The organism is Betaproteobacteria bacterium (assembly GCA_016194905.1).
Lineage (GTDB): Bacteria > Pseudomonadota > Gammaproteobacteria > Burkholderiales > JACQAP01 > JACQAP01.
This window is the reverse complement of sequence record JACQAP010000021.1, coordinates 236,153-262,646: the sequence shown is the minus strand read 5'-3', so window position 1 is coordinate 262,646 and position 26,494 is coordinate 236,153. Positions and strand designations below refer to the sequence as shown.

At 58.5% G+C, this 26,494-nt stretch carries 22 protein-coding genes and 2 pseudogenes; 12 read left to right on the top strand and 12 right to left on the bottom strand.

Annotated elements, in window-relative coordinates; translation table 11 throughout:
• Positions 1-37 precede the first annotated feature (37 nt).
• Together cysE and HY067_15350 are read right to left on the bottom strand one after the other, a co-directional pair.
• Positions 38-790, bottom strand: coding sequence for a serine O-acetyltransferase (gene cysE, locus HY067_15355; GenBank protein MBI3529331.1), 753 nt, complete (start codon positions 788-790; stop codon positions 38-40).
• 39 nt (positions 791-829) lie between these two features.
• The gene (locus HY067_15350) at positions 830-1,558 is read right to left on the bottom strand and encodes an RNA methyltransferase (GenBank protein MBI3529330.1); all 729 of its coding nucleotides are present in this window, start codon (positions 1,556-1,558) and stop codon (positions 830-832) included.
• A gap of 62 nt (positions 1,559-1,620) precedes the next feature.
• Between HY067_15350 and HY067_15345 the strand changes: the two genes are divergently transcribed.
• Together HY067_15345 and HY067_15340 are read left to right on the top strand one after the other, a co-directional pair.
• The gene (locus HY067_15345; GenBank protein ID MBI3529329.1) at positions 1,621-2,418 is read left to right on the top strand and encodes an inositol monophosphatase; all 798 of its coding nucleotides are present in this window, start codon (positions 1,621-1,623) and stop codon (positions 2,416-2,418) included.
• Between the two features lie 7 nt (positions 2,419-2,425).
• Positions 2,426-3,019 (top strand): hypothetical protein, encoded by a 594-nt coding sequence (locus HY067_15340; protein MBI3529328.1) that lies wholly within the window; start codon positions 2,426-2,428, stop codon positions 3,017-3,019.
• Positions 3,020-3,372: 353 nt separating this feature from the next.
• Here HY067_15340 and HY067_15335 read toward each other — a convergent pair whose 3' ends face one another.
• The 3 genes from HY067_15335 to HY067_15325 form a co-directional block, all read right to left on the bottom strand.
• A complete protein-coding gene (locus tag HY067_15335; GenBank protein ID MBI3529327.1) occupies positions 3,373-5,607 on the bottom strand; it encodes a cyclic nucleotide-binding domain-containing protein in 2,235 nt (744 codons plus the stop codon).
• 22 nt (positions 5,608-5,629) lie between these two features.
• The gene (locus tag HY067_15330; GenBank protein ID MBI3529326.1) at positions 5,630-5,995 is read right to left on the bottom strand and encodes a hypothetical protein; all 366 of its coding nucleotides are present in this window, start codon (positions 5,993-5,995) and stop codon (positions 5,630-5,632) included.
• Positions 5,996-6,103: 108 nt separating this feature from the next.
• Positions 6,104-8,653 (bottom strand): zinc-dependent metalloprotease, encoded by a 2,550-nt coding sequence (locus HY067_15325; protein ID MBI3529325.1) that lies wholly within the window; start codon positions 8,651-8,653, stop codon positions 6,104-6,106.
• A 1,178-nt stretch (positions 8,654-9,831) separates the two neighbouring features.
• On the opposite strand from HY067_15325, the pseudogene HY067_15320 reads away from it, so the two are divergent.
• From HY067_15320 to HY067_15305, 4 genes and pseudogenes are all read left to right on the top strand, one after another.
• Positions 9,832-10,986, top strand: a pseudogene (locus HY067_15320) (IS3 family transposase).
• A 472-nt stretch (positions 10,987-11,458) separates the two neighbouring features.
• On the top strand, positions 11,459-12,175 hold the full coding sequence (locus tag HY067_15315; GenBank protein ID MBI3529324.1) for an MtnX-like HAD-IB family phosphatase: 717 nt from the start codon (positions 11,459-11,461) through the stop codon (positions 12,173-12,175).
• Positions 12,144-13,547, top strand: coding sequence for an aminotransferase class III-fold pyridoxal phosphate-dependent enzyme (locus HY067_15310; protein MBI3529323.1), 1,404 nt, complete (start codon positions 12,144-12,146; stop codon positions 13,545-13,547). Before HY067_15315 ends, HY067_15310 begins: the two co-directional genes overlap by 32 nt.
• Before the next feature lie 70 nt (positions 13,548-13,617).
• Positions 13,618-14,631, top strand: coding sequence for an alpha/beta fold hydrolase (locus HY067_15305; GenBank protein MBI3529322.1), 1,014 nt, complete (start codon positions 13,618-13,620; stop codon positions 14,629-14,631).
• Between the two features lie 102 nt (positions 14,632-14,733).
• On the opposite strand, the gene HY067_15300 is transcribed toward HY067_15305, so the two are convergent.
• Positions 14,734-15,066 (bottom strand): EamA family transporter, encoded by a 333-nt coding sequence (locus tag HY067_15300; protein ID MBI3529321.1) that lies wholly within the window; start codon positions 15,064-15,066, stop codon positions 14,734-14,736.
• Entirely contained in the window at positions 15,063-15,470 is a 408-nt protein-coding gene (locus tag HY067_15295; GenBank protein MBI3529320.1) for an EamA family transporter, read from the bottom strand. The genes HY067_15300 and HY067_15295 overlap by 4 nt, the downstream gene beginning before the upstream one ends.
• Positions 15,471-15,514: 44 nt before the next feature.
• Between HY067_15295 and HY067_15290 the strand changes: the two genes are divergently transcribed.
• The 3 genes from HY067_15290 (at position 15,515) to HY067_15280 (ending at position 17,963) form a co-directional block, all read left to right on the top strand.
• The gene (locus HY067_15290; protein ID MBI3529319.1) at positions 15,515-16,378 is read left to right on the top strand and encodes a MipA/OmpV family protein; all 864 of its coding nucleotides are present in this window, start codon (positions 15,515-15,517) and stop codon (positions 16,376-16,378) included.
• 92 nt (positions 16,379-16,470) lie between these two features.
• Complete coding sequence (locus tag HY067_15285) at positions 16,471-16,722, top strand: acyl carrier protein (protein ID MBI3529318.1); 252 nt, start codon at positions 16,471-16,473, stop codon at positions 16,720-16,722.
• Positions 16,722-17,963, top strand: coding sequence for a beta-ketoacyl-[acyl-carrier-protein] synthase family protein (locus HY067_15280; GenBank protein MBI3529317.1), 1,242 nt, complete (start codon positions 16,722-16,724; stop codon positions 17,961-17,963). The genes HY067_15285 and HY067_15280 overlap by 1 nt, the downstream gene beginning before the upstream one ends.
• A gap of 77 nt (positions 17,964-18,040) precedes the next feature.
• Here HY067_15280 and HY067_15275 read toward each other — a convergent pair whose 3' ends face one another.
• From HY067_15275 to HY067_15265, 3 genes and pseudogenes are all read right to left on the bottom strand, one after another.
• On the bottom strand, positions 18,041-18,907 hold the full coding sequence (locus tag HY067_15275) for a hypothetical protein (GenBank protein MBI3529316.1): 867 nt from the start codon (positions 18,905-18,907) through the stop codon (positions 18,041-18,043).
• Positions 18,885-19,988 carry a GNAT family N-acetyltransferase gene (locus HY067_15270; protein MBI3529315.1) on the bottom strand — a complete coding sequence of 368 codons (1,104 nt, stop codon included), beginning with the start codon at positions 19,986-19,988 and terminating at the stop codon, positions 18,885-18,887. Before HY067_15270 ends, HY067_15275 begins: the two co-directional genes overlap by 23 nt.
• A gap of 551 nt (positions 19,989-20,539) precedes the next feature.
• Positions 20,540-21,589: pseudogene (locus HY067_15265) on the bottom strand (site-specific integrase).
• A gap of 564 nt (positions 21,590-22,153) precedes the next feature.
• On the opposite strand from HY067_15265, the gene HY067_15260 reads away from it, so the two are divergent.
• The 3 genes from HY067_15260 (at position 22,154) to HY067_15250 (ending at position 23,839) form a co-directional block, all read left to right on the top strand.
• The gene (locus HY067_15260; GenBank protein MBI3529314.1) at positions 22,154-22,426 is read left to right on the top strand and encodes an AbrB/MazE/SpoVT family DNA-binding domain-containing protein; all 273 of its coding nucleotides are present in this window, start codon (positions 22,154-22,156) and stop codon (positions 22,424-22,426) included.
• Positions 22,423-22,821: a type II toxin-antitoxin system VapC family toxin gene (locus HY067_15255; protein MBI3529313.1), complete on the top strand. Its 399-nt coding sequence runs from the start codon at positions 22,423-22,425 to the stop codon at positions 22,819-22,821. Before HY067_15260 ends, HY067_15255 begins: the two co-directional genes overlap by 4 nt.
• Before the next feature lie 643 nt (positions 22,822-23,464).
• Positions 23,465-23,839 (top strand): hypothetical protein, encoded by a 375-nt coding sequence (locus HY067_15250; protein MBI3529312.1) that lies wholly within the window; start codon positions 23,465-23,467, stop codon positions 23,837-23,839.
• Between the two features lie 535 nt (positions 23,840-24,374).
• Here HY067_15250 and HY067_15245 read toward each other — a convergent pair.
• On the bottom strand, positions 24,375-25,805 hold the full coding sequence (locus tag HY067_15245; protein ID MBI3529311.1) for a sensor histidine kinase N-terminal domain-containing protein: 1,431 nt from the start codon (positions 25,803-25,805) through the stop codon (positions 24,375-24,377).
• On the bottom strand, positions 25,798-26,472 hold the full coding sequence (locus HY067_15240; protein MBI3529310.1) for a response regulator transcription factor: 675 nt from the start codon (positions 26,470-26,472) through the stop codon (positions 25,798-25,800). The genes HY067_15245 and HY067_15240 overlap by 8 nt, the downstream gene beginning before the upstream one ends.
• Between the last annotated feature and the right edge of the window lie 22 nt (positions 26,473-26,494).

Sequence of the window (26,494 nt, the reverse complement as noted above, 5' to 3'; positions counted from 1 at the left end):
CTACTAATGCGCTCAAGTTTAGCAAAACCTGAGTATATTAGTCAACTATACGATTGAGGTAGGTCGGATCGAACTTGTCGGCGGTGGCGCGGGCATCTTCAACTTTGACGCCCATGCGGGAGAGTTGTTCGAGGATGTATTCGATGCGCAGGTCGGCCAAGACGGTATGGTCGATAAGGCCGTGTATCGCCTTCACCATGGGGTCATTTGCATCCGCACCAATGCCATAAGCCGAGAAGCCCATTTTTGCTGCACTTTCCTCGCGGGCATTCTTCGTCTCATCATCGAGAATACGTGCCGGGATGCCCACTGCAGTGGCGCATTCCGGTACATCCTTCACGACGACTGCGTTGGAGCCAATTTTGGCCCCTCGACCAATGGTAATCGGGCCCAGAATCTTGGCGCCCGCTCCGACTACCACACCGTCGCCCAGCGTTGGATGACGCTTACCCTTGTTCCATGAGGTTCCGCCCAAGGTGACGCCGTGATACAGCGTGCAATCGTCACCGATCAGAGCGGTTTCGCCGATCACGACGCCCATGCCATGGTCGATGAAAAAGCGCCGGCCGATCATGGCACCGGGATGAATCTCTATACCTGTCAGCCAGCGACCGATGTGGGACACGAAGCGCGCCAGCCATTTCAGGTCCCAGCCCCACAAGCGGTGCGAGAGCCGGTGAAACAGCATCGCGTGAAAACCGGGATAACAGGTGATAACCTCCCAGGTCGAGCGCGCAGCCGGATCCCGATCGAAAACAACGCGTATCTCTTCCCTGACTCTGTCGAACATAAAAACCCTTTTATTACTGTGGGTTGGAATATGACTATTTTACTCAACTTTGGACTTGATGGCGCTGAGAAAGCCGCGAAGGATGTTCACTTCCTTTTTCTCGATGCGAGCGCGGGCGAACATCCTGCGCATACGCTGCATCAGGCGCTTGGGCTCTTTGGGATCGAGAAAACCGGTTGAATAGAAGGTGTCTTCAAGTTGCCGGTAGAAACCTTCGGCTTCGTCGTGAGTGGCCAGTTCGGAAGGGTGTTGCGAATACATCTGCTCGCCGACCGCGCTCATGCGCAATTCATAGGCAAACACCTGAACCGCTTGCGCGAGATTAAGTGAGGAATATTCCCAGTTGGTGGGAATCATGGCGATCGACTGGCATCGACTGACTTCGCTGGCAGTGAGTCCAGAGCGCTCGGTACCGAATACCAGAGCCACCTCGCCGCTGGCGGCCTCTTCCACCAGACGGCGACAGGCTTCGCGGCAATCCACAACCTCATGAGCGAGGTCGCGATGACGAGCGGTCGCGGCTACCGCCAGCACCGTTCCCGCGAGCGCTTCATTCAGGCTGTCGCAGACGAATGCGTTCTCGAGCAAATCTGTTGCGCCGGTGGCAAAAGTTTCGGCATCCGGATGGGGGAAATGCTCCGGCTTGACCAGAACCAGTCGCGAAAGACCCATGGTCTTCATCGCGCGCGCTGCTGCGCCAATATTGCCTGGGTGCGTAGTGTGGGACAGGATAATTCGAATCCGCCCGAGCGCGGAAGGTTTATTCATTGGAACAGAATCGACGGAATCTTTAGAATGGCGCCTTCGTTCTTTATCACCACTCCATCCTCATGCATCCGATGCTCAACATCGCGGTGAAAGCCGCTCGCCGTGCCGGCAGCATCATCAGCCGCGCCTCGGAGAACCTCGACGTACTGACTATTAAGCACAAGAGCCTCAACGATCTGGTCTCCGAAGTCGACCGCACAGCGGAAGACGCGATCATCGACGTAATCAAAAGCGCCTACCCGGAGCACGCGATTCTAGCAGAGGAAAGCGGTGCTTCCGGCGAATCGGAATATGTCTGGATCATCGATCCTCTCGACGGCACCACCAATTTTCTGCACGGCTTTCCCCAATACTGCGTATCCATCGGACTGTTCCACAAAGGCATACCGACGCACGGCGTCATTTTCGATCCAACCCGCAACGATCTGTACACCGCCTCTCGCGGCCGCGGCGCTTTCCTGAACGACAAGCGGCTGCGCGTTTCGAAGCGCAACAAACTGATAGATGGACTGATCGGCACCGGCTTTCCGTTCCGGATGTTCGAGCACTTGGACGCGTACAACGCGATGCTCAAGGAGATCATGACCAAGTGCGCAGGCGTGCGTCGCCCGGGTGCGGCCGCGCTCGACCTCGCCGCGGTTGCAGCCGGACGCTACGACGGCTTTTGGGAAATCGGGCTGTCTCCGTGGGATATGGCAGCCGGCGTGCTCTTGGTTACCGAGGCCGGCGGACTGGTCACCGATTTCGAAGGCAACGACAAATTCATGGAACGCGGTCATATCGTTGCAGGCAGCCCGAAGGTCTTTGCGCAACTTCTGCAAGTCATCCAGTCGCATGTCACTGCGAAAATGAAAGGCTAATCGATTAATGAAACGCTGTCTGATTGTGTTGCTTGCGCTCGCCTGCGGCGTAGCCGCGGCGCAAGGTTCTCCACCCGTGCGCCTGCGCGCCACGGTGGAAAGTTACGCCGCACCGACACTCGTCATCAAGGAACGCAGCGGCAAGGTCATTTCCCTGACGGTGCCCGACGAAACCGGCGTGGTGGAAGTCATACCGACCGACATCACGTCGATCCAGCCCGGCTCATTTATTGGCACGGCGGCGCTGCCACGCGCTGACGGCAAGCTCGAGTCGCTCGAAGTCGTCGTATTCCCGGAAGCTGCACGCGGTACCGGCGAAGGCCATTACCCATGGGATCTCAAGCCGGAAAGTTCCATGACCAATGCCACGGTAGCTGACCTTGCGCGTTCACCGAATGGCCGCACGCTGACATTACGTTACAAGGAAGGCGAAAAAACGGTAATCGTTCCCGATGGTGTGCCGATCGTCACCTTCCGGCCCGGCGATCGCGCCCTGATCGTGCCGGGCGCCAAAGTGTTCATCGTTGCCGATGTAAGCGACGACCAGTTTACAGTCAGGCGTCTGTTGATCGGACGCAACGGCCTTACGCCTCCGATGTGAATTCAACGGCCGGATCCCGAATTCCGGGGTTCGACCAAGAGACGATACGTATAATGGCGACGACATGAAACCTGAAGTGCCCAGCGGTCCCGCCCATACGCCGATGATACAGCAGTACGTTTTCGCTATGAAAATCGACAGGAATCGTCCCGACCTATACGGTGGCCTACACCGTGAATCGGGGCGCAAAAAAAACGCGGGGCACTCCGTGCGCGGCTGTTCGAGTACGGTCGCTACGATTCGCCAGACGCTGTCTAGCGAATCGAACGGCGGAATCGCTGCAAAGGAATTAGTCCTCCCTAGCGCGGCATTGTCAGGAGCGGCCGGATCGAGTTATTGCGGACCACAGGTCCTTACACCGCCTGGAACATTCCCGCCAGCGATTTCTCTCCCCGCAATTCTTCCATCTTCGCTTTAGCGTAGCGATAGCCCACCTCGGCAATCTCGTCGAGCAACTCGAACTGTAGGACGCCGTAGGCGTCGATCGGGGGTCGGAGGCAGACGTCGGCGTTTCTCTTGACGTCGCGCGTCTTCTGGCTGCTGCTGACATCGGTCGTACGGATGAGCACGTCGACGATGTTCGGGACTTCGATTCGCGCTGCGAACGGCAGAATACGGCTGCGAAGAAACTGCCAGGGCGAAGGAAACTCAGGCAGTTTGAAGGTGAATTCGTGCTCCGATCCGACATCGACCACGATCAGCGTCCTGCAGGCTCGCTCGCGCATGACGTCCCCGGGCAGGTTGTTGACCAGCCCTCCATCCACCAGGATATTGCCGTCGCTCAGGACCGGCACGAAGACGCCGGGCAAGGAGGCACTGGCGCGGATGGCCTTCCACAAGGGTCCACGCTCGTGGATTACCGTGGCGGCGGTGGAGAGGTTGCAGGAGACACAGAAAAAGCTGATCCACAGGTCTTCGATCTCGATCTCGCCCCAGATTTTTCTCGCCATGCTGTCGAGCCGCCGGCTGCGGATTAGCGAGATGAACGGCAGCGAGTATTCCTTGTGCGGTTTATTGCGTAGCCACGCCTCCCGGTTGGTCTCCAGCATCTGATCCCAGTCCTGGTCCATCGCCACCAGCGAAGCCATGACCGCCCCCACGCTGGTGCCGCCGATCATGTCGATCGGCACTCCTGCTTCGCGCAGCGCGCGAACCACGCCGATATGCGCCAAGCCGCGCGCGCCGCCGCCGCCGAGAACGAGTCCGATTGCGGCATCCCCCAGGCAGCGCGCCACGCGCCTGAAATCGTTTTCCGTGTCGAGACGGACGTGGAAATTGCGCTGGACATTGCGGTTCGCGAACCAACGCGAAGTCCCCGACGGCAAACGGCTGCCGTCGGGATGCAACAGAACCAGGCTTTGCCGGGCTTTCGAGATGCCGTCCTTGGCAGCCAGAAGGGTCTTCTCTACAGTGCCGGGCACAGGATCCGAACCGGCGTCCGCCACCAGCAGAATTTCATCCGCCTGGCGGAGGCAACGCCGTGTCCAGAGAGAGAGGGTGCCATCGGTTTCGTAAATGAGAAACCGGTTATGCGATTCTTGTTCGTCGAGCCATGCCGTCAGGCGGATGCCGGCCGCATCTTCATCTTCGGCTGCGGCGATTCCGGGCCGATTCAGCAGCGCGTCGAGCCGCTGCGCCGACAAATGCAGCGTGGGGCCGATGCGTTCGAGCGCCCTCGCCAGTCGCTCGGTAAAGTCCACGGTCGCATTCCCGGCGCCCGCCGCGAGCACCGCGATGCACTTTCCCGTTCTTGCGGCGGCGCCTCCCTGTTCCTTCGCCCTTAGGCGCTGCACCACGATGCGGGCGATGGTCTGCATCACCGCTGGATACTTCGCGACGATTTCGTCGAATGCCCGCCGCGACACACGCACCAGGTCGCTGTCGCGCACGGCAACCACACTCGCCGTGCGCGACTCTCCGGTCAGTAACGCGATCTCGCCGATGCTCTCACCGCGGGTCATTTCGCTGAGCACCCGGCCGTCGCCGGCCACAGCCCGCAGGCGCCCGCCGAGCACGAAATAAAGCTCCTCGCCCTTGTCCCCCGCGGCGAACAGAGTTTCGCCGGCGTGCAGCCTTACCCAGTCCACCTGCTCCTCGACAAACTTGAGCATGGTTTCGTCGAGCGGTCCGAACAGCCGCGGCAGGCCGATCGCGAGCTGATCGCGGGCGAGGCGTCTGCGTATGCCCCCGGCCATTTCGCGGACGGCGTTCGGGGCTGACTTGGCAATCCGTTCGAAAGCCTCCCGCGGCACCCTGACGAGCACGGCGTGTTCAGCCGCGGAGACCGTCGCGCTGTAAACGCCGCCGCCTGCCAGGATCGCCATCTCGCCAGCCATCTCGCCGGGTCCGAATTCGGACAGGGTAAGTTCGCGGCCATCGTTCTGCACGGTCGTGGCCCGAAGCGATCCGGCAACAAGCACGTATAGCGCATTCGCCTTTTCACCCTTGCGCAGGAGCACCTCGCCTGCCGCCAGTTCCACTCGCTCGAGGTCGGCCCTGCCCAGTTCGAGCAATGCCTGCCGGAACGCCGGCAGCCGGCCCGCAAGGCATTCGAGCAGTTTGGAATAGTCTGGCGCTTGGTCGGTCATGGCAAATGCGTTTGTCGCACCTCTAACAAGCAGTCACGCCAGTCCGCGAAGCTGTTTCGGCGGGGATTGGTTGGTGCAGTGTTGCCGAGGAATGATTGCCCGCATGATCGTGCATTCGGCGCGAGGGCACGTCGTGGATACTGTACCGGTCGGCCCGCGAAAATCGGCCGGTTTGTTTTTCTCCTGCCTGGCCAGCACCGGAAGCAGCGGCTGGCGCGCGGTAGGCGTCTTCCTTCAGCCCGACGTAGTTTACCTTTGCCGTCCCGGGAAGAGGGATCTCCCGCACATTGAGAATTTCCCTGGGCACGGAGATCTCCGACGAACCCGGCACGTGCGCGGCGTGCTGCAGGCGCTCGCGGGTCAGCGCAGGGTCGGTGGTGAAAAGCACGAGCACCTCGCCGCGCGGTTCGTCCGGCAGCCTTACTTCCGACCGGCTACCTGATCGCGTGCGCAGGCCGGGACCTCGGCCCGACCCACCTGTCGCGAGGCGATCGACTCAGGGCATGCGTTCCAGTTGCGCTTTGAGCTCGCGCAGCAGCGCCAGCGTCGCCGGATGCTTCACCCGGCCGATTGCCCCGTCGACCTTGGAGTGCAGGTCTACCGCGCCGAGCCGCAACGCGGCGCGAAACTCGCTGGGATGACCGTCCTTCCGGTATTGCTGCGCCACCTCGGAAAGGGACGAATAGGCGGCTCGCTGGCTCGACAGATGGCGTGCCTGCATGCTCAGCGGACTGGAATCGACGTTGCGCGAGTCGATCGCGTTCGAGGCCGCCTGAGGATCCTTCTCGGCTCCAGCCGCCACCAGCAACAGCAGAACGTAATTGCGCTGCAGGTTGCGGCGGTACATTTCGATGACCGGGGCAGGCGCCCCCAGTTCGCGGAACAGTCCGTCATTCAGGTCGTAGAGCATGTCGATGCCGGTATAGCCCTTCGTGGCGGGGTCCAGCTCCCGTGCTTCTGCCATGCGCTCGAACACCCCCGCATCGATGAGTTTGCGCAGCAACTGCACGTTGGAGCCCTGCAGTGCATTGGCGCCTCCATAAGGCGCCATGCGATACAAGACGTCACGATCCAGCAACGGGCCCGGCGTGAGAAAGGCGCGATCGAGCAGGAACTTCACCGCAGCACGCTGACGCGTCGCCGGAACCGCTTGGAACGGCGGCGGCGAGCCGCGCCCGGCCTGATAACGCGTCTCCTCCACGCCGCCCGGAAGTTTGGCTACCGCCAGCAGTTCTCGATGGCGTTGTGTGATTAACGTTTCGTACATCTCGGCCATGCGTGCGTAGCTGCCGCCCAGTTGCGTCGTGCCGGGAATGAGCATCGGCATCACCCGGTCGATGTTCTTCAGCCCAAGGTCGGCCGCCTCGATCGGATCGCTGCCTACCACGTTGGTATTGACCTGCGGATCCACCGCGGCCGATTCGTCCTCACCCCCGAAGCGCAGCATCGGCTCCGTGACCTGGCGCGCGGCCAATTGGTCGAGCCGGCTCCACTCGGTGTCGCTGCCCATGAACTGGGTGACACGCTTGCCATCGACGACCGCGATCTGCATGAACGGCTTGTATCCCCATTCGATTGCAAAATAGTCGTAAGGACCGATTTTCGGCAACAGGTAGGCGTTGTCTTCCGGCTGGGCCACATAGTTGAGCCTCGAATAGTCCATGATCGAAGCCGAGTTGCCCCATTTCTCGGTCCACTCTCGGCTGCGCAGTTGCGCAACCGTATAGGCCGAATGGCCCTTGAAGTTGTGACGCAGGCCGAGCGCGTGGCCGATTTCGTGAGAAACGATATAGCGCAGCATCTCGCCGGTTATTTCTTCCGGCAATGGCAGTTTCTGCGCGCGCGGGTCCAGCGGCCCGACCTGGGTGAAATACCAGGTCTCGGCGAGGCGCAGCACGTCGTGCCAGAAGATCGCGTGCGAGGAAATCACCTCGCCACTGCGCGGGTCGATCACCGCCGGTCCCATCGCGTTCTGGCGGCCACTCGGTGTCCATCGCACCACGTTGTAGCGCACGTCCTCCGGGTCCCAATTCGGGTCTTCCTGCGAAGTCGGCGCGTCCCGTGCGAGGATGGCGTTGCGGAACCCCGCGTTCTCGAACACTTTCTGCCAATCCTCGATTCCGCGCTTGATGTACGGGCGCCACCGGTCGGGAACTTCCTGGCTCAAATAGAATACGATCGGCTTCACCGGTTCGGACACTTCCGCCGATGGGTCCTTTTTTTCCAGCCGGTAGCGCTGGATGTACGCGCGGCGCACCCTGCCGTGTTCCCCGGTGCCATAGTCGTCAAAAGGCACGGTGAAATAACCCACCCGGTCATCCGCATAGCGCCCGCGCATCGGCGTCTGCGGCAGCGCCAGGATGCTCGCGTGAAAAATGAAACCGAGCGTGGCCGGGCGATCTTCATTGTCGGTCGCCCCGCGCAGTTCCGCCGGGTCCGCCATCCAGGTTTGATAGAAGCGTACGTCGATGCTTCCGGGGAAAGCCGTAACCGCTTGGACGTAAGAGCGTTTCGGATCGACCGCGCGCATGTGGAAGTGGCGCATCAGATCGAGCGCGAAACCTGCCGGGACCTCGCTGGTAAATACACTGGTCACGTCGATCTGTGCTTCACCTCCAGAGCCCTCGCCGATGATGTCGAAAACCCTGATCACGGTGCGCAGTGAGGCCGCCTCGACGCCGCGCTGCAGGTTGGGCTGTTCCCGCGCCAGAATTTCATAGCGCACGTCCTCGAGAAAAATCTTGTTGCCCAGTCTGATAAGCCTGACAACGCGGTTGTCCACAACCGAGCCCGGCGCAACAAAGTCACTGCCCGTCGAAAGCGCCGCAAACTCGGTATTTACGAGAATGTCGCGGTTGAGTCCGCGGAGCGGGATCTCGAATATCACGCGATCGCAGATCACGTGCACGGTAAGCATTCCCACCAGCGTCTGCTTGGTCGGCTCCTTGCCGGGCGCACAGGATGAGACGACCGCCATTGCGGCACCGAACGCGGTCCGGCAAAAAAGTGCGGCAAGGACCGCAATGACAAGGACAATTGTTCGCATGATCAAGCCACCTCCTCGACGCGCTGGACTGGAAACAAGGAATACGCGAGATTTCTCAGCCCTGACTTGCCTGACAGACAAAAAATGCCCACTCCGACTGAATCGGCCACGGCCGTGACCTCTCGAGCGCAATTTCTTCAGATCGCCGTTTGATACGTATTGTCAACTTCAGTTGGAGATGCTGCAATGGCTGAATGGATCCCTTTGGGGGCTCCGATATAACTCGGCTACCGCGTCCCGCGCGAGACTATCGCCCGCTGGGTTTGGCTTTACTTCCGACTTCTGCCTAAGCTTTCCCGATATCCAAGAGATGATGCTCCAGCGGGGCGTGGAAGTGTCGCACGAGGCCATCCGGCTTTGGTGTCTGACCTTCGGAGCACAGAGTACGCTCGCCAGCTTCGTTGTCGACATGGGTCTCTTGCCGACAAAAATGCGGGTCCGCTCGACGTGGAAATCAACACCGTTGACCCCAGAACCAGTGATTGAAGCGACTTCTATGATTTTTCAAACGCCGTCGGAAAAATCGTCTCCACGGGCCACCCCAGTAAGAAACACCGCATCCAACTCGGATTCACCGCGCCGAACCCGCACACGATGCGGGCGCCCAGATTCTGAATGCACCGCTCGATCAACCGTAAGTGCGGCGATCGCTGCGATGTACGGCCCCGAGAATCGTACCGATGGCTTCAGTTCTCCCCATCACTGATAAATTCCCGCAATTCGCCCGCCGACAAGACACCATGATTCCAAGCGATCGCTTCTCTGCTTACTCTCCCGTGATGCAGCAGTACGTGTTCGCTGTGAAAATCGGATGAAATTATCTTGACCTACAGTGCGACCTATACCTCGATTGAGTTCAGGCTGTGGTCTCGAACGCTCAAGAACTGCGATGAGAGGTCTCAGTCCGGCTGTTGAGCGTACATCCTGTGTGATGGGCCATGCCGGATTTGTCGCAGGACAATGAAGAGAAGTGCGGATTTGTGAGCTAGATGCGACGGATTCGCACCAAGAATGTTGCAGTATCGCGACTTGATCTGACACGCAGTGTCCGAACGCCAAGTTCTGGAAACAACGCAAAACGGTCTGTCGTGCCAGACTCAATTTAGTTTTTCTTATTGGCATCACCCCGGTAAATCGGACACTTTGATAAGTGAGAAGATGATAACGTGAGGTGTGCAATGCAAAGAAGGAGATTCACGGCGGAGTTCAAGCGTGAGGCGGTAAGGCTAGCCACGCGTTCCGGATTGTCGCGTGCCCAAGTGGCGCAGGAACTGGGGCTCAATGCCGCAATGCTGGGCAAGTGGGTTCGGGAAGCTGGTGCGGGCAAATGGGAGATGACACCGGGCAAGGGGCTCAAGACGGAGCAGCAGGCGGAAATTGATCGGTTACGCCGGGAATTGAAGCGGGTGAGCACCGAGCGCGACATCCTAAAAAAAGCGGTGACGTACTTCGCGAAGGAACCCTCGTGAAGTATGGCTTCATCGCTGGGCATCAGCCGATCTGGCCGGTGAGAACGATGTGCCGGATGCTCAAGGTATCGCGTGCAGGGTTCTACGACTGGCACGTGCGGGCGCCCAGCGCGCTCAATGGAGGATGCCCGGTTGACGGGGATCATTCGCACGAGTTTCATGGCAAGCGATAGCACCTACGGGGCGGTGCGGGTGGCACGAGACCTGAAGGACTGGGGTGAGCACTGCGGAAAGCGCAGGACGGCCCGATTGATGCACTTGGCCTTGCTGCGTGCGCGCCCGAAGCGGCGCAGACGTCCCACCGATGAAGGATTACGGCCCGAGCACAGCATTGCGCCCAATATCCTGGATCGGCAATTCGAGGCCGTCGGTCCGAACCGCAAATGGGTGGCGGACTTTACCTACCTGTGGATGGCAGAAGGGTGGCTCTATGTTGCCGTGGTACTGGATCTGTTCAGTCGCAAGGTGGTGGGCTGGTCGATGAATGCGAACATGAGTGCGCAACTCGTGATCGATGCACTGATGATGGCGATTTGGCGAAGAGGAAGACCGACCGAGCTGCTGCATCACTGCGACCAGGGCAGCCAGTACACGAGCGAAGACTTTCAGCGCCTGCTGGCCCATCAGGGCATTAGCTGCAGCATGAGCAAAAAGGGCGACTGTTGGGACAACGCAGCGATCGAGAGCTTCTTCTCCACGCTCAAGCGTGAGCGGCTTAACCGCCGGCAGTACGCCAGCCGGGATGAGGCACGCGCCGAGGTGTTCGACTACATCGAACGGTTCTACAATCCCCGGCGTCGGCACTCTACGCTCGGCCTGGTCAGCCCGGACGCGTTCGAGAAAGCTTGGCAGAGCTTAGGTTAGTGTCCGGAATACCGGGGTGATGCCAAACATCCTGTTGCCGAATTTAAGTTTCGCTTAAGCAATATCGATTATTCTATTCAGTCAGCAAGATAATATTACTCAGGACCCATTAAAATAACGCTCCAAATGTTGGTTTGGTCAGACGTGGAACGCAGCGCGGCGTTCAACGAAGTTTATTCGAAACATAAGAAAACGATCGTGCGACCGGCATGTCCGCGCAACTGCATTCTTCATTCGATTGCGTCTACCGCAGTTCGCTTTTGATTTCCAAGGGGGCGTGTCGCTGCCTTTGTTATTAAAGGCAGCGCGATCTGGTTCATCAATAGCGGCCCGATAAGGCGCCCGTCCGTTACAATCCTAAAAGTAACACCACCATGAGCGTAGAAACCTGATGACACACCGTGAGAGGTCGCTTTACGTGCGGCAGGAGGAACGACTTCGACATCGTGTTGTGGGACCGAACGGACTCGAAATGGATGTGAATATCATCTGTGACTTTGATGGCACCATCGCGTTAGAAGATGTCACAGACAGCCTGCTTGAACGCTTCGCGGACGAGTCGTGGAAAGACGTTGAAGCGCAATGGTTGGCCGGCCAGATAGGATCGCGCGATTGCATGGCGCGCCAAGTCTCCCTTATCCAAGCGGACTATGAGAGCCTCAATCATTATCTTGATACGGTCGAAATCGATCCGTCGTTCTCGTCTTTTGTCGACTGGTGCAAAGGATTCGATGAAATCAATTTGCATGTCGTGAGCGACGGGATTGACTACGCCATCAAGCGCATTCTGGGGAACAACAAATTTTCCAACCTGCGCGTGAAGGCCAACGCGCTGGTGACGCTCCCCGGCAACCGCTATCGCCTGGAATTTCCGCATTCGAAGCCGGATTGCAATGTCCAGGCCGGTACCTGCAAATGTGCGATCGCGCCAACTCGAGGCGAGAAAGCGCGTCGTGATAGTTTCACGCTTCTCATCGGTGACGGTTTATCCGATGTTTGTCTTGCATCACGCGCGGACTTCGTATTCGCAAAGGATCGGTTGCTCGAATACTGTACGACGAACGCGATTCCCTATTTGCCCTTTTCCTCGTTTCTGGATGTCAAGCGTCAGCTCTTACCGGTACTTGCCGCGCTAAATACAACCTTAGTTTTTAACAATGATTTCACGGAGATTTCGAGTGACGCCTGACGAGGAAGTCCTAAAAGACGAAGCCAAATACTGCTCGTTTGGCGATACGGTCCACTACCTGGAACCCCCAAAGATCTTTGCGCGTTGCGAGGGTTCGTTTCTCTACGACACCGAGGATCGTCCTTATCTCGATCTGCAGATGTGGTATTCGGCCTGCAATTTTGGTTATGCGAATCCAAGACTGAACGCAGCCCTGAAGAAGCAAATCGATACGCTTCCTCAACTGGCCAGCCAGTACGTCCACAAGGAAAAGGTGGATCTGGCAAAAAGGATCGCACAGCAAGTCGAAAAGACCTGGGACATGAAAGGCCGCGTCCACTTCAATGTCGGCGGATCGCAGTCGATCGAAGATGCACTCAAGTTGGTTCGAAACGCTTCCGCCGGGAAGAGCTTGATGTTCGCCTTCGAAGGCGGCTACCACGGCCGCACGTTGGGTGCTTCCGCGATTACTTCGTCTTATCGCTACCGCAGACGGTACGGACATTTCGGCGAACGCGCGCAGTTTGTGCCGTTTCCATACTGCTTTCGCTGCCCGTACGGGAAAAAGCGCGAAGACTGCGGCCTTTACTGTGTAGACCAGTTCGCCAGATTGTTTGACACCGAGTATTACGGCGTATGGGATGCGAAAGCGGGTGCGGCGGAATTTGCTGCTTTTTTTGTGGAAGCAATTCAGGGCACGGGTGGTTACGTCGTTCCGCCGCCGGGTTACTTTGAAAAGCTCAAGCAAATACTGGAGGCGCGCAAGATACTGCTCGTCGACGACGAAATTCAAATGGGCTTCTATCGCGCCGGAAAATTCTGGGCGATTGAAAACTTCGGCGTAAAGCCGGATGTAATTGTTTTCGGCAAAGCGCTTACAAACGGCCTCAATCCGATCGCCGGTCTTTGGGCACGCGAGGAACTCATCAACCCAGAACTGTTTCCACCGGGTTCGACGCACTCGACATTCTCGTCTAACCCGCTCGGCACCGCCGTGGCCCTCGAAACCCTGAAGCTCATGTCGGAGACGGACTACGAAACACTAACCCGAGAGAAAGGCGCATATCTGCTCGAAAATTTGCGCGATTTGAAACGCCGCTACCGGATCATCGGCGACGTCGACGGGATGGGCATGGCTCTGCGGATAGAAATCTGCGCCGACGACGGCTTCACACCGGACAAGGCGATCGTCGATCGCATGGTTGACGAAGCGATGAAAGCCGATCTCGACGTCGGCGGCAAGCGTTACGGACTCGTGCTCGACATAGGCGGCTATCACAAGAATGTCATTACGCTCGCGCCTTCTCTGGACATCACTTACGAGGAGATCGATCTGGCCATGCAGCTTCTCGACCAGTTGTTTCAACGGGTGACGCGAGGCCGGGCCGCCTGACAACTGATATAACAACTCTACACTCGATCGACGACTAGGCGCTTTCCGCGGCCCACTGGTACATACGACAATGAATGGCCTAAAACCGTATCCCGACCCCAACGGACGGGGTAACCGTTGGCAGCAGTTTCTCCACGGCTGGCTCGGCAGAGCCCCCCTATCGGGCGCGTCCGCCGATTTGGCTCCAAGCATCGCAAAGTCTTCCATAGCGGACAAGAGCTTTTGCTACGGGAATGGCGAGGCAGCGGTGTTGCTGATTCACGGTCTTACGGGCACGCCCGTGGAAATGCAAGCCGTTGGTCGGGGTCTCGCAAAGGAGGGCTTCAGCGCATACGGCATGCAGCTTGCCGGTCACTGCGGGAGCGAAGACGATCTGCTGCGGACGGGATGGCGGGACTGGTACGGTAGCGTCGAAAAAGCGTGGCGCGAGATTTCTCTACGCCACGAAAATGTATTCGTTGCGGGCCTCTCCATGGGCACGCTTATGGCGATGCATTTGTCGGTACAGCATCCGGGCAGGATTCGCGGGCTCGGCTTGTATTCCACGACGCTGTTTTATGACGGGTGGGCGGTGCCCAAGCTTGCCTTTCTGCTGCCGCTGTTTTTGCACACCCCGGTTGGGGGGCGCTACCGATTTATCGAGAATTTTCCGTACGGCATCAAGAATGAGCGTCTGCGGGAATTCATTCATGCAAGCATGATATCCGGCAATAGCGAAGAAGCCGGCAATCTGGGGATGACAGGTCGCTCGCTGCGCGAGTTGCGACAGTTCATCAGTCTGGTCAAGACAGAACTTTCCTCGGTTCACACGCCAGCGCTCGTCCTTCAGGCCAAGGAGGACGACGTTACCAGTCCAAGAAATTCAGAATACCTGGCGCGTCATCTGGGCGGTCCGACTCGGGTCGAGTTGCTGCACGATTGCTATCACATGATCACGATCGACCAGCAGCGTGACGAGGTCGTCAGGCTCTCGGCAGAATTCTTTCGTAGCTGCCTGGTGGACACCGCGCGGCGCAAAGCCGCGAATAACCTGGCACCGGATCGAATTCACCTTTTAGCTGCCGACGCTCACCAGCTTTCGTAAAATTCGCAGCATTTTGGCCTTTTGGCTTCGAATTACTCGTATGGATCGGTCTGAGCGCGCACACTTCAGCTGGAACCAATTAACCGCGCAGCCCCGATTTGCCTAGGACTGTGCCACCACGAGCGCGGCGCCGCAAACAATCAGAGTCAGGCCAATCCAGCGTCTTAGATCGACCGTTTCGTTCAGCATCCAGCGCGAGAAGAGGGTCACGGACACAAAGCTCAGAGCACCCAACGGATAAGCAGTACTGATGTCCAGCCGCTGGAGCGCGCCGGTGTAGAAGAGCGCTTCGAAGATGAAGAGCAAAACGCCCAAAACTATCCAGCGGGATTTTGCGGTCGACACGATTGCGGATCGCTTGAGGCACACTTGCGCGAAACCCTCGATCGCGGAACTCAAAATTATCAGGAGCACTCCTGCCAGCGTTGCGCTCATTTTTCGGGACCCGAGCCGGCCAGCGGCTTGCTTTGGCTCACCAGCCACACGCCGGAGAGTATGCACAGAATGCCGGCCGCCTTCGCAGGCCCGATGTGCTCGCCGAACAGATGCGCAGAGAATGCGCACACCGAGACGTAGCTAAGGGAGGTTATGGGTTGCGCATAGCTGAGATCGGCGTGTTCGAGCACCTTCAACCAATTTATCAACTGGCAGACGAACACGCCCACCAGGACAAGAACGAGGGGCTGCCGAAGCATCGCGTCGACTGTCGGCCACAGAGAGGCCGTGCTGGGCAACGTCTCCGCCGTGAACTTCCAGAGTAGCTGGCCGGCGGTGTCAAAAACTATCGCGAGCACAAGTCCGATCGCGAGGGTACGCTTCGATCTGTGGTGGTTGTCCATGCGAAATAACGCAAAACTCCGTTGAAATCAGGGCGAGACAAATCGTGACTTCAAGTGAGGATACCGACGGGCCGCCAACGTCTGCCAAAGGCTTGATACAAGGCCTCGGCAGGCCTTCCCGCTGGCCGTCGGTCAAGCGATTCATCATGTGGGCGCTCTTTGTTGTTTGCGAGTTTGCCGCCAGTGAATTGTATGCTGAGGCATCGGACACCGATGCGGAAGACAAATTTGTCAGCGGACGGCTTGGGATTGGTGGAATAGTCAGTCCCCGTTACAGTGGAGGCGCACGCTATGGAGCATTTCCCGTCCCGCTTGCCTCTTTGCGATTCGGTGATTTTGCATACATAGACTATTGGCAAGCAGGGCTCTATGTACTAGGCAATCAGGAGAAGACCCTCGGACTGGCTGTCGTCGCGACACCCCGTCTGGGGTTCAATGCACGCGATGGTGATCGACTCTCCGGGATGATGACAAGAAAGTCGAGTGTCGAAACCGGTTTAAGCCTCGACTACGGGTCCGACGTCGGCGGCTTCAGTCTGGGCTATCTGCACGACGTAACCGGGGCGAGCGATGGGGGTATCGTCAGATTACTGGGCTTCCGGCAGATCGAGATCAGCAATAGATTTGCGGTGGAGGCTTTCGTCGGAATTGAACGTTTGGATTCGCGGGTTGCCAATTATTACTACGGTGTCGGAGATAACGAGACGACCGCCTCGCGGCCCTTCTACAAACCGGGAAGCGCCACGGACCTGAATGCGGGTCTGCACTTCAACTACGATTTTGGCCAAAAAAGCACCATTTTGTTCGGTTACGAGGTAACACGGCTTGGCGATCCGATCGCGAGCAGTCCGATCATGGAACGTAGGGTGGGCAACCTCTTCTATCTCGGCTATGGTTGGCGCCTGTAGCTGGTTTTGCCAATTCAATAAAGTACAAGAACAGCATGTAAAATCAGGGGTCGGAGACGAGATCAATCAAATGCAAGAGGCCAATCAATAACATGAGCGACACGCTTAAGCGCATCCAAGCCATGCTGGCGGAGCAATATCAGCTTGCGCCCGAACGCCTGGGGCCGGACCAACCCCTGGCGGATCTGGGCATCGATTCGCTGACCACGATTGAGTTCATGTTCACGCTTGAAGATGAATTTTCCATAAGGCTTTCCGACGAACGCGGCGCGATAGAAACCGTGAGCGATATCGCCAAGCTGGTTGACGCCGTGCTTCAAAAGAAGGCAGCAGGCATAAGCTAGTGAGCAGCCCGCGCCGGGTCGCGGTAACAGGCTTGGGAGTCGTATCCCCGGTGGGCACCGGGGCCGACGTTTTTTTTGATGCACTATTGGCGGGCAAGTCGGGCATTCGCCGTCTGGACACCCCCTACTCCGACCGACTTGGCGTTCATCTCGGTGCAAGCATCGGCAAGCTCGATCTATCTGGTTTCCCTCCGACTTTGATTGCACAAACCGAGCGGGTATCGCAACTGGCAATATTGTCCGCGCGCGAAGCTTTGCTGAATGCCGGGCTCCCCCACGCGGGAACGCCCCCGGAGCGCCGAGGCGTTTTTGTCGGGTGCGGCTTTGGCGGTGCCCAGACCGTCGAGGATGGATATGAAGCAGTTTTCGTCCGCGGCCAGGACCGCGTGCGGCCCTTGTCTGTAATGTTGGCAATGTCCAACGCGGCGGCCGCACATGTCGGGATGTTGTTCGAAGCATATGGACCCTGCCTGACCTATTCCAATGCCTGCGCTTCCGGGGCTGTTGCAATAGGTGAAGCGATGCGCTCGATACGCACGGGGGGGATTGACCTGGCCCTGGCGGGCGGAACAGAGGCTCTGCTGACCTTCGGCGTGCTGAAGAGCTGGGAAATGCTGCATGTCCTGGCGACGGAAGATGAACAGAATCCTGCCGAGTCCTGCCGTCCTTTCTCGGCCGATCGAACCGGACTGGTGTTGGGGGAAGGCGCGGCGTTCGTGGTCCTGGAGGACTGGCAGACAGCGAAAAAGCGCGGGACACGCATTCTTGCAGAGCTCGCCGGCTATGCCTGTTGCAACGACGCGAAGCATTTGAGCAGGCCGGATACCACGGGCCAGGCCCGGGCGATGCGTACTGCGCTTACAGACGCGGGACTGGAGGAAACAGCCATCGGCCACGTCAACGCACACGGCACGGCCACGCCGATCGGAGACCGGGTCGAGACCGAAGCGCTGCGTGCCGTGTTCGGAGAACATGCCAATCGGCTTGCGATCAGCGCCACGAAGTCCATGCACGGGCATCTTATGGGAGCCGCGGGTGCTATTGAATTCGTGGCCACAGTACAGGCGCTCGTCAGACGCACCGTTCCGCCAACCATGTTTCTGCGCCAGCCGGATCCTGATCTGGGCCTGGATTTCGTGGCAAACGAAGCGCGTCGGATGCCGGAATTGCGCGCGGCGATGTCGAATGCCTTTGCCTTTGGCGGCACGAATGCCGTACTCGTCGCGCAGTTGTCTTCCTGAAGAACAGACCTTCTTGAGTCACGACACATTTACATCAATCAGGGAATAGGCCGAATCGCCACAGCAGGCACGACGCCTCAGTAGCACGCGGCGATGGCGTCCAGCAAACGCAGGTTGATAACATGCTGCTCACGCTGCCACCCGGCGAGCTCGCCACCGCTCACATCAGGTTGCCGGTCCAGCGCACTAAGCCAACGCTTCCACCAGGTCCGGTAGCGGTAACTCGAGACGTCTCCCGTGATGTCGCTGCCGATCAGGCGACCCTGGAAATGGGCGATCGCCTCCATCATTTCTTCTTCGCTCATGCAGCCCTGATCCCAATTGGTATGAGCGGCCGCGGGGCTCAGTACATCCTTGTCGATGGTGAGGTAGATCGGCATGGGATCGTGGCGAACAGATTCGGTAAATCGGTCGAGCAATCCCGCTGCGGAATCGAACGAAAGAAACCTGTCGCCCAGACCCAGATGTGCTGCCCATCCGGTATCAACGCCAATGCACCAATTGGTTAGCTTGCCGCTACGCAACGGGGTGAAGTAGTTCTCCCAGGCATGCGCTACGCCGACGTCGCGCGATGTAATGCCAAGCACGTGAACATGGCTGACCCATGGCAATGCCGCGACGTGCCGCACCCACGATCCGCAATGGATGCCAAACGGAAACCGCATGTTATCCGGATGATTGTCGAGCACTACGACCTTGAACATGCCCTCTGCGTCGCGACGAGCGACCAACGCATGTGTGACATGATGAAAGTCCCCGCTGCCAACGAAGACCGTGCCGTGATTGCCGGGCAGCATTCGGACCAGCGCCTGTGAAAATTCACCGAACGTGCGCATGCCGCAACCGAAGCGGATGCGCTCCTGCCATGCACCCAGCGGCAGCACCAGGGAATCGGGCAACGCCCCCACCGAACCGTCGATATCAAGAACGACTGGAGGCATCATCGGCGTGGCCTTCGTGCCATTCGCGGTCGCTTTCGAACCAGCGGGAAAATCGCTGCAGCGTCGCCCGGAGCAGGCCGTTGCGAACATGCACGGCGTGCCGGGTAAAAGTAAATTTCGCCCCAAGGTAGGCCTTGATCCCGGGATCGGTCCAGCCTGCCACGTAATGCGTCAGCCCCTGCTCCAGCGCATACGCAAGATTATGGAACCAGCTGATGAAGTAAAGATTCAACGCGCGCGCATCGGGGTAGCGGAAACCTACGTATTTATCGATGAGTTTACCGTCTGTCCTGAAGCACAGGTTGAAACCGATCAGTTGTCCACCATGGCGGTACTCGAACACGATACCGCCGCTGGAAGCGTCCTGCAGCAGCGCTCTGAAGAAGTCTGCGCTCAGCAGATCGAAGTGAATTTCGCTCTGCCGGAATACATTGAGGTAGAGCGCATAGTATTCGTCCAGGACTTCTGGGATTTCGAAACGGTTGCTTCCCGTCGGCACGGACTCGATCTGAAGGGCCTGCCGCAGGCGGAGCTTGCGCCGGATATCTTTACGGCGACCCGACGACAATCGCGCGATGTAGGCATCCACGGAAGTGAAGTCGATCGTCACGTAGGCCAACGCCTGGCCTTCCAGAAGCACGAACCCGGCAGTCTTGCACGCAGCGAGCAGATCTCGCGCATGGGCATTGCTTGACGCATCCAGCAGCGGGGAGGATTGCGGCACGTCCTTGATGATGAGAAACAGATACTCATCGGCGTATCGCTCCTTCAGCGCAGCCACCAATGAAGCCGGCGAGACATGCCGCGGAAACAGGCCGTATTCGGAAACCGTGGTCCCCACAAAGCAAGTGCGCGGTCGCAATAACTCGCACCAGTGGCGGTAAAGCGGAAGCCCCATCAAGCGCCGCCTGACACCCTTATCCAGAGTGGTCAGCAGGTCAAAGCGCGTCCGAAATGCTGGCGCACCCTCCGGCGACACGAACGCATCAAATCCCTGCGGCGGATGGGCAAGGAACTTCTGAATTAGCGCGTCCGGCTCAAGCGAGTTGTAATAAGAAGTCACGCGTATGCAATCTGAAGGCATTGTCCAGTTGGCAAAGTAGGCCGAAATATTTCCCACTCTCGCCCGAAAGGGATGGCTACACAAATAGCCGGGTAAGTTTTGCAGTCTCTGGGATGAATTTTGGGGACATCGCTACCCCGCTTCGGCCCAACCAACCCGGCATTGCCCGCTAATCTTGACAATGCCGGGCGACGGCGAACACCAGTCTTATATGCATACCGCCAAGCAGCATTGACGCCCTCACCAATCGCAGCCTGATCGCAGCACGCCAGTTCATGAGCGTCATCATCCACCGGCTGCGAACGGCCAACGAACTCCTGGCGCGCGTACAGCTGAACAACATCAACACTTTGCGGTTCACGACTAAAAAACCTCCGAGACCTGATTTTCTTGAGCAGCATTAGAAATACGCGCTTGCTGCAACATCGACAGAATACTTGGGAGTTGGAACTGTTTGACGAAGCCCTTTCCACCGAAATAGTAGAGCACTCGCCCGTCGCCAATTGGTGAGTTGAATTTCTTAAAATGGACTTTTAATCCGTTGGTCGCGAGTTCAAGTCTCGCACCGCCTACTATTCGAACAAGGGGTTAGCTACTACCTGCTCCTCGTCTTCTTCATCCGTAGCCATTTTTATATCAGGTGGATCGATCCGCGCGGCCGCCCTCGCCAGGTGCTCGGCAGCGAAGTGAGCGTAGCGTCTTACCATCTCTGACGATTGCCAGCCGCCGAGTTCCTGCAGCTCAGCCGTCGATGTACCGGCCTGGATGTGACGACTGGCCCACGCGTGTCGAAGGTCATGCCAGCGGAAGTCTTCAATGTCGGCTGCCCGAAGAGCCTTCTTCCCGGCCTTGGTGTTGACGGCTATGATTGGTTTACCGTTGTACGTGAACACGAAGCGAGGATGCTTTCTGAATTGTCGTTGGACTACCTGATACGCGACCTTGTTGAGCGGAACGCAGATGCCTTTGCTGCCTTTCGCTTGATCGGGATGAACCCAAGCAATGTGGCGCGGCATATCTACCTGGCTCCATTCGAGGCCCTTCACATTGGCCTGCCTCAGGCCCGTGGCGAGAGCGAACTGCGCCATGTCCGCCTGGTGTCTGGGCAGTGCGCGCAATAGCGCACCTTCCTGGTCAGGCGTCAAATAGCGCACCCGCCGCTTGCGCTCGGGAAAGAGTCGCACCCGCGGTGGCCGCTCGATCCACTCCCACTCATACGCAGCGCGCCTAAGCACTGCCCGGATGAGTGCGAGTTAGCGGTTCGCCGTCGGCTCGCTTGCTTCCTTCGCCTTGGTGCGAGCGATCTTGTCGATGACATCGCGCCGGATCTCGTCGAGCGCCAGCTCGCCCAGGTAACGGTCGAGGTAGCCCAGCTTGGCGATGTCTGCCGCATGCGTCGCCTTATGCCGCGTCTCCTGCAAGTACTGCACAACGGCCTCTTTCCAGTTCCGGCGCGGCTTCACGCCGAGCCGGTCTTGCTCCCACAACTGCCGCTTCAGTCGAGCCTCGTACTGCTCGGCAAGGGCTCGTTCGACAGTCCCAGAGCTCTCCTGTACGCGGCGTCTGTTGTGGGTGAATCGGACCCACCAAAATGGCGAGCCCTTGCGTTTGTAGAGTGAAATGGTGGGACTCCTCATGCTCACCCTGCAACGCCTGCCACTGATCAGGATATTGCTTGCGCACATAGGCGGCAAGGTCTTCTTCTAGGAACACCCAGCGCCGGCCGATTTTGGCGGCAGGAATGCGTCCCACGGCGGCGCGCTGCAGCTTCAAGAAGACGGCTGCCTCCTTGAGATTGAGCGCACGCATGGGCTTGTGCAGTTTTCGAAACCTACGTCATTCGTAGTGGGCTAAGGCCTTACTAAAAGGCATCGGGTCGGGTGCATTGCCGCGTTTTCCGATCGTGCGTCATTTTCCGCGCCTTCTCGCCGGCTGCGTTTGATTGCCGCCTTTGTAGATTAATAACTCCTGCAGATATTTATGTCAGGCTCGCGTTGACCGGGCTCGATATCTCCTCGCCTTTGGTGGGTGATAATTTCCTGGAAGAACGTTAACGAATTGGCTCGATTCGACGTGGCAATCAACGCGCGCATGCCAATCCCCGCGTGGCGGCGCCGCACGTTGCGGGCGCTGCGGCGGTCAGGCAAAATACGTCTTACCATCGTTGAACGATCAGGAGCGCCATCATGGACAGATCGAAGATTTCCAGCAAGTGGCAAGTCGTGATCCCTCGCCATGTGCGCGACGCTGAGCAGATTCGAGTCGGTAGCGAGGTGGCTTTCGAGCGCACGGCGGAAGGGATACTGCTGCGCCCGATCGGGGCGGGAAAGCGCATTGGGCCGGAAGAGGGTTACGGCATCCTCAAGACACGGCGTCGGGCGGCGACGGAAGCGGATATCGCGCGGGCAGTGCGGGCGGCAGCCGTGCGCAAGGAGCGCAAGCGCAGGACATCGCGATGATCGGCATCGACACCAACATCGTGCTGCGCTATCTCCTGAAGGATGATCCGGCGCTGTCCCCTCGGGCATTGGAAATTATCGCCGGGAACGACTGCTTCGTGAGCCGCGCCGCACTGACCGAGGTGGTCTATACGCTGGAGAGCTACTATCGTAGCTCGCGTGCTGACATCGGCCGTGCCCTCGACGCCTTGCTCAGCATCCAGCGTGTCACAGTCGAGGACCGTGCCGTGACCGAGCGGGTGGTGTCCTGGTACAAGGCAGGAATGGATTTCGGCGACGCGATGATTGCCGCTTCGTCGCATAGGGCGGCGCGCGTCGAGACCTTCGATCGTGATTTTGCCCGCCTCGCGCGCAAGCTCCGGACCGCTCCCCCGGTCGAGTTCGCGGTCAAGTAGCCGGCTGCAGTACGCCAAGCCGGGGTTCGGGCGCGGCTGGCCGCACCGTCGGTCGAGCCCCAACCCATCGACTGGTACGCGATAACCGACAGCAACTTTGTGCTTCTTCAAGCTGCGCGGGCCCGTCGCTTTCGATGCGGCAGCGAGGACGCCGGCGCATGCGGGTCTGGGCGTAGCCTGGTGCCTGCGGAGCCTTGGACTGTTGAATTCCGCGCTGGGCTTACTCGCATTTTTGTCGACAAGTGACCTACATTAGAGGGCTCCAATCGCTTGGCAACGCAGCGGGATATAGATGCATAAGTGGGTCTGGCAGAAATGAAAAACAGCGTCAACTGGCAGTGAAAATCAACATAAAGCCAAGTGGCAGTAACGCATTGGAAGCAAAAGGTGCGTTTAAAGTTGGCGCGGGCGCCACGGCATAGCGATGGTCACGCACTCCAGGAGGAAGCCGCGGGAAGTAAGTTGGATGCTTAAGTAAGAGAACTAGAGAGTGTAGAACGCCGGCTCACAGTTTTTTCTACGCCGAAGATGCGCTATCGTTCGCGTCAGCGTCAGAAGGATATTCGATGAATCGGCATTCGGCAACTCGAAAATCCCGCTACCCCGGGATCAACGTCGGTATTTTGGAGGAAGGAGCGACAACATGGCCCGTATCAATGCGTCATTCTATCATAACAGTGCAGTATGGTTTGTTTTTGCGCTGAGCGGCGCTGGCGTTGCCGGATGCGCAAATTCTCCTACTGCTCAGAATACGGAAGCGCAGCATCGGAAGACGGGATGGGTGCATAATATAGTCGAGGGGAAAGACATTACGGATATTCACGATCGCGAATGTGTTGCCGCGCTGCCGCCCGAGGAGATTAAGCGAAGCCGTTTTGCGGTGGTACGGTATTCGAGAGGACGCGGTTACCAAAACAGAACAGCGCAGATTCCTGATTCGTCGGACTTAAAGATCGGGGACTTGGTCCGCATAAATCTATCCGATTGCGGACAGGCTATCGTTAGGGAATTGCATTAGTAATCTGGGATCGCGAATTCATATTCATATTGTAGAAAAGAACAAATAGATGTCTTTGCGTTGCATAGAAGCTACCCTATCAAGGGAGACCTCCCGTCCGCTGCCGGGGTGGCGGTAGCAGTTTGACATTTGAAGGAGTCCATCGGTGAAACTCCTAATCGTGCGCTTGGCAGTTCACGATTAGGAGTTTCACCGATGGACGATACTTACAAATGAGCAGCGCAGCGTGCCCGACAGGGCGTCTTGCTCACCACTCTCAACTTACACTTTGAGCACGCATTTCGCTCAAGACAGTAAATAGAATTACATTGGCATCCTATATGCCTCTGCTTACTTGGGGTTGCAAGGAAGCTGCTTGTACCACCAATATCAAATCGTTATTCCCTGCTGGGGACTGCATTTTATTATCTGCTTCGCTTCTACATACAGCGTCTCAACAAAACCGCTTCACATAGGGCGTAAATCGCTGAGCATACAACTGAGATTGTGAAGGCGCGTGTGCGGAATTATATCGCGCCGGTTCCGCACGCGGCGGTCAGCCAAACGTTGCCGACGCGGGAGTTGCGCCGGGAGCGGTTTGCGACTTCAGATTTTCAACAGTCAGCACGATTGCGGGAAACACGATGTTCACGCGCGTGCCACGGCCGTGCGCGCCTTCGCCTATCGCGATGGTTGCGACATGAAGATTGACGATCTCGCGTACGATGGCAAGCCCGATGCCGCATCCTTCTCCCGGCGTACCTTCGACGCGATGAAAGCGTTCCAGCACTTGTTCGCGCTCCGCGGGGACGATTCCCGGGCCGTTGTCCTCGACCTCCAGCAGGGCGCCTTGCTCGTGCCGTGCGACGCGCACTGTTACGGTTCCGCCCGCAGGCGTATAGCGCAGCGCGTTGTCGATGAGGTTGTCCATCAGCTCGCGCAACAATTCCGCGTTGCCCCGTATGCCTACCTCGTCTTCCAGCGTTTCGAAACCGAGATCCAATTGTGCGTCCAGCGCCTTTCCGACCCATTCCGCGGTGGTTTCACGTGCAAGCCGGCTGAGTTCCAGCGGCACGGTCGGCAAGGGATGCTCATGCGAGTGGTCCGCCCGCGCCAGCGCTAGCAATTGATTGACCAGATGCACGCTGCGATCGATCGCGGCGCGCACGCGGCCCAGCGCGGCACGCATTGCAACCGGGTCGTCCTCGCGCATGACAAGCTCGGCCTGGGTCTTGAGGCCGGCGAGCGGTGTGCGAAGCTGATGTGCCGCGTCAGCGATGAAACGGTTCTGGGCCGCGACCGTCCGACCGAGCCGCTCAAACAAATCGTTCAGTGAGTCGACGAGCGGTGCGACTTCCGCCGGCACGCGCGACTCCTCGAGCGGTGAGAGATCCCGGTGGGAACGTTGCAGGATATCGCTGCGCAGACGATCGAGCGGCCCGAGTCCACGTCCGACCCCATACCAGATAAGTATGCCGGCCATGCCGATCAGCAATAGCTGCGGCAGCAGCATCACTGCGAGTATTTCGCTGGTAAGGGTACGTCGTTTGACCAGCGTTTCCGCAACCTGCACGAGGGCACTCCCGCCTACCCCTTCCACGCGCAGGGCGGCGATGCGTACCGGAACGCCGTCTATTCGTCCATCGTAAAACACGGGCTGTGGTCCGGACGACGGCGGTTCCGGAATCCGCCCTTGTTCTGCGAAGACGCTGCCGTCGCTGCCGGTGACCCGGTAGTAGATGCGATCCACTGCATCGTATTCAAGGATGCGCAAGACCACAGCAGGCAGATCGGCACTCACCTTGCCCGATTGCACATGTACCTCCTTTGACAGGGACACCGCAGAATCTAGAAGCCATCTGTCGTAGATGCGATTGGCAAAGTCCACTACGAAGTAATAGGCGAGCAATGCACCGATCAGCGAGAGCGCAAGCAGAGGGGGCATCAGCCAAGCGATCAGCCGCCGGCGTATCGATGATTCACGCATTTGGGATCTTGTCAATCATGTATCCTAGGCCGCGGAAGGTGCGGATGCTAACACCGGCGGGCTCCAGTTTCCGGCGTACGCGGTGCACGAACACTTCGACTGCGTTCTCTCCCGCGTGCTCCTCGGCGCCGTACAGTTTTTCGAGTAATCCTTCTTTGCTGACGACACGTCCGGCACGCAGCAGCAGCAGCTCCAGCAGCGCGACCTCGCGCGCCGAAAGATCAACGCGTTCACCATCGATTTCGACGCGCCGGCCGACCGTGTCGAGGCTTAGTGCACCATGCCGCAGGACTGGCGCGGGCACCGAGCTCGCTCTACGCAGCATTGAACGTACCCGCGCCTCCAACTCCGCGAGATCGAAAGGCTTTGCAAGATAGTCGTCCGCGCCCGCATCCAGCCCACTGACGCGATCCGCGACGGCGCTTCGTGCGGTGAGGATCAACACCGGAGCCAGTCCGCCGCCAGCCCGGTAATTCCGCAATACTTCGAGACCGTTGCGCCACGGCAATTGCAGATCGAGGATCGCGAGGTCGTAGGACGTCGCGCCAAGTGCGGCTTCCCCGGTCAATCCATCCGTCACTATATCGACGGCGTGACCTGATTTGGACAGGCTGCGCGATACGCCGTCCGCGAGATAAAGATCGTCTTCGACTACGAGTATGCGCATGATCGTTGCGCGTAAGGTTCCA

Bases quoted from the DNA above. Each gene is read 5' to 3' on its own strand.
- cysE (MBI3529331.1), bottom strand. From the start codon at position 790: ATGTTCGACAGAGTCAGGGAAGAGATACGCGTTGTTTTCGATCGGGAT.
- HY067_15350 (MBI3529330.1), bottom strand. From the start codon at position 1,558: ATGAATAAACCTTCCGCGCTCGGGCGGATTCGAATTATCCTGTCCCAC.
- HY067_15345 (MBI3529329.1), top strand. From the start codon at position 1,621: ATGCATCCGATGCTCAACATCGCGGTGAAAGCCGCTCGCCGTGCCGGC.
- HY067_15340 (MBI3529328.1), top strand. From the start codon at position 2,426: ATGAAACGCTGTCTGATTGTGTTGCTTGCGCTCGCCTGCGGCGTAGCC.
- HY067_15335 (MBI3529327.1), bottom strand. From the start codon at position 5,607: ATGACCGACCAAGCGCCAGACTATTCCAAACTGCTCGAATGCCTTGCG.
- HY067_15325 (MBI3529325.1), bottom strand. From the start codon at position 8,653: ATGCGAACAATTGTCCTTGTCATTGCGGTCCTTGCCGCACTTTTTTGC.
- HY067_15315 (MBI3529324.1), top strand. From the start codon at position 11,459: ATGGATGTGAATATCATCTGTGACTTTGATGGCACCATCGCGTTAGAA.
- HY067_15310 (MBI3529323.1), top strand. From the start codon at position 12,144: ATGATTTCACGGAGATTTCGAGTGACGCCTGACGAGGAAGTCCTAAAA.
- HY067_15305 (MBI3529322.1), top strand. From the start codon at position 13,618: ATGAATGGCCTAAAACCGTATCCCGACCCCAACGGACGGGGTAACCGT.
- HY067_15300 (MBI3529321.1), bottom strand. From the start codon at position 15,066: ATGAGCGCAACGCTGGCAGGAGTGCTCCTGATAATTTTGAGTTCCGCG.
- HY067_15295 (MBI3529320.1), bottom strand. From the start codon at position 15,470: ATGGACAACCACCACAGATCGAAGCGTACCCTCGCGATCGGACTTGTG.
- HY067_15285 (MBI3529318.1), top strand. From the start codon at position 16,471: ATGAGCGACACGCTTAAGCGCATCCAAGCCATGCTGGCGGAGCAATAT.
- HY067_15275 (MBI3529316.1), bottom strand. From the start codon at position 18,907: ATGATGCCTCCAGTCGTTCTTGATATCGACGGTTCGGTGGGGGCGTTG.
- HY067_15270 (MBI3529315.1), bottom strand. From the start codon at position 19,988: ATGCCTTCAGATTGCATACGCGTGACTTCTTATTACAACTCGCTTGAG.
- HY067_15260 (MBI3529314.1), top strand. From the start codon at position 22,154: ATGGACAGATCGAAGATTTCCAGCAAGTGGCAAGTCGTGATCCCTCGC.
- HY067_15255 (MBI3529313.1), top strand. From the start codon at position 22,423: ATGATCGGCATCGACACCAACATCGTGCTGCGCTATCTCCTGAAGGAT.
- HY067_15250 (MBI3529312.1), top strand. From the start codon at position 23,465: ATGGCCCGTATCAATGCGTCATTCTATCATAACAGTGCAGTATGGTTT.
- HY067_15245 (MBI3529311.1), bottom strand. From the start codon at position 25,805: ATGCGTGAATCATCGATACGCCGGCGGCTGATCGCTTGGCTGATGCCC.
- HY067_15240 (MBI3529310.1), bottom strand. From the start codon at position 26,472: ATGCGCATACTCGTAGTCGAAGACGATCTTTATCTCGCGGACGGCGTA.